The sequence below is a fragment of the Bradyrhizobium genomosp. I (2014) genome, from assembly GCF_000261685.1.
GTDB lineage: Bacteria > Pseudomonadota > Alphaproteobacteria > Rhizobiales > Xanthobacteraceae > Bradyrhizobium.
Window position 1 is genome coordinate 1 of sequence record NZ_AJQE01000318.1, and the last position, 1,716, is coordinate 1,716.

Below are 1,716 nucleotides of genomic sequence, written 5' to 3' on the forward strand. Positions count from 1 at the left end.
CCCGCCGCCGATGCCTCGGTCAGCCGGCCGGAGCAGGTTGCGATCGCCAAGCGCGATCCGGTCCAGGACATTCCGGGCATCGTCGAGGCCGGGCGGCTCTATGCCGGCGAACTCGATATCGGTCATCCCTTCGTCAGCCCGCTCAACGGCACCTTCCGTTTCCTCGCGCCGATGACGATCTTCGCAGGGACTCGCGATCTGCTCTACCCCGACAGCGTCGATCTGGCGGAGCGGGCGAGGGCGGTGGGCGTGCCGGTGGAGTTGCATCTGCTGCGCGACCAGCCGCACAACTATGCGCTGATGCCGACGCCGGAGGGGCGGCGAGCGCGTGCGCTCGTCATGCGCGCGGTGGCTTGATGGGATGTGACCGTTGTCACAGGACGCGCCGTCTCGGCGGAGTTGCGCTTGCTGGGCCCATCGGAGGCGACCTCCGGGGCGTTTCCTCGATCCGTCCTGTTCGGATCAGTAGTTTTGCGGGGCCTTAGGCGTGCCCCTTGATCTCGTAGTGACCCGGTACGCATTTGTAGCGCTCGAGGCGCCAATTGGCGTGATAGATCGGATGCTCGCCCATCCATTTCGCAAGGGGTGCCTGTGCGCCGACCGCGCACTGCATCATCGAGATCTCGGGCGTCATGTTGCTGTCGGTCACGATTTCCTCGACGCAACTGCCTGAGCTGGCTGCGCTAAGCCGGCAGAGCACGGCAACGACGGTCACGAACATTCCTGTCACCTCATCGGTTGTTTCTGACCACGATGAGGATGCAAGCGGAGTGCCAGAGCCTGTGACACGGAAACAACACGCGCTGGCCTGGCCGACTCGATCCAGCGTCCACCCCCATTTGGCGATTCGGATTGTAAAAAGATTGCGCTTCACCCGAAGCCGGACAAATACGGGAACCGCGGTAAATAATGAGCCCGCGCCGCCGGCGCGCCTTGCAACGGTGCTTCCCGGCGAAGACGGAGCAAGCGCCTCGTCCTTCGAGACGGACCGCTTTCAGCGGTCTCCTCAGGATGAGGCTAAGCGCATCGGTGCTCGTTGAAACGGCGGCCGCGCACTCCGCCCTCATCCTGAGGGCCCGCCAACGGCGGGCGTCTCGAAGGATGCGCCGCGGGCGAAGCTGCCTCACCCGTACGGACTGCGACCGCACCGGAGCGACCATAGTCCGCGCGCCGAAATAATGCCGAACATGGTATCGCCGATCCACTTTTACCTGCGGATGCGGCGCTGCTACAGTTTCGCGCGCGCCCCGCCGAGCGGCGCGGTGACGAAGAAACATACCGACAAGGGGAGGGACCGAAGTCCCATGAGAGATTTTGCTGGAAAGATCGCGGTCATCACCGGCGGCGGCACGGGAATGGGGCGCGAGCTCGCGCGGCAGCTCGTTGCCGAAGGCTGCAACGTCGCGATGTGCGACGTCTCGGAAGCGGCGATGGCCGAGACCAAGCGGCTGTGCGAAGTCGAGAAACTGCCGCAGGGGCTGCGCGTCACGACGCATGTCGCCGACGTCGCGATCGAGGATCATCTGAAGCGGTTTCGTGACGAGCTCGCCGAGCAGCACAAGACGGACAGGATCCATCTTCTGTTCAACAATGCCGGCATCGGCGGCGGCGGCAGCCTGTTCACCAACACGCGCGAGCAGTGGGAGCGCACCTTCAACATCTGCTGGGGCGGCGTCTATCTCGGCGTACGCACCTTCCTGCCGATGCTGGTGGCGG

Annotated in this window: 3 protein-coding genes; 2 read left to right on the forward strand and 1 reads right to left on the reverse strand. The window is 64.7% G+C overall.

Annotated features, from left to right (window positions below):
* On the forward strand, nt 1-357 hold a 357-nt coding region (locus IC50_RS29065; RefSeq protein ID WP_035712851.1), incomplete at its 5' end, for an alpha/beta hydrolase fold domain-containing protein.
* A gap of 124 nt (nt 358-481) precedes the next feature.
* On the opposite strand, the gene IC50_RS29070 is transcribed toward IC50_RS29065, so the two are convergent.
* The gene (locus IC50_RS29070; RefSeq protein WP_015685698.1) at nt 482-721 is read right to left on the reverse strand and encodes a hypothetical protein; all 240 of its coding nucleotides are present in this window, start codon (nt 719-721) and stop codon (nt 482-484) included.
* Between the two features lie 583 nt (nt 722-1,304).
* On the opposite strand from IC50_RS29070, the gene IC50_RS29075 reads away from it, so the two are divergent.
* On the forward strand, nt 1,305-1,716 hold a 412-nt coding region (locus IC50_RS29075; protein ID WP_035712853.1), incomplete at its 3' end, for an SDR family NAD(P)-dependent oxidoreductase.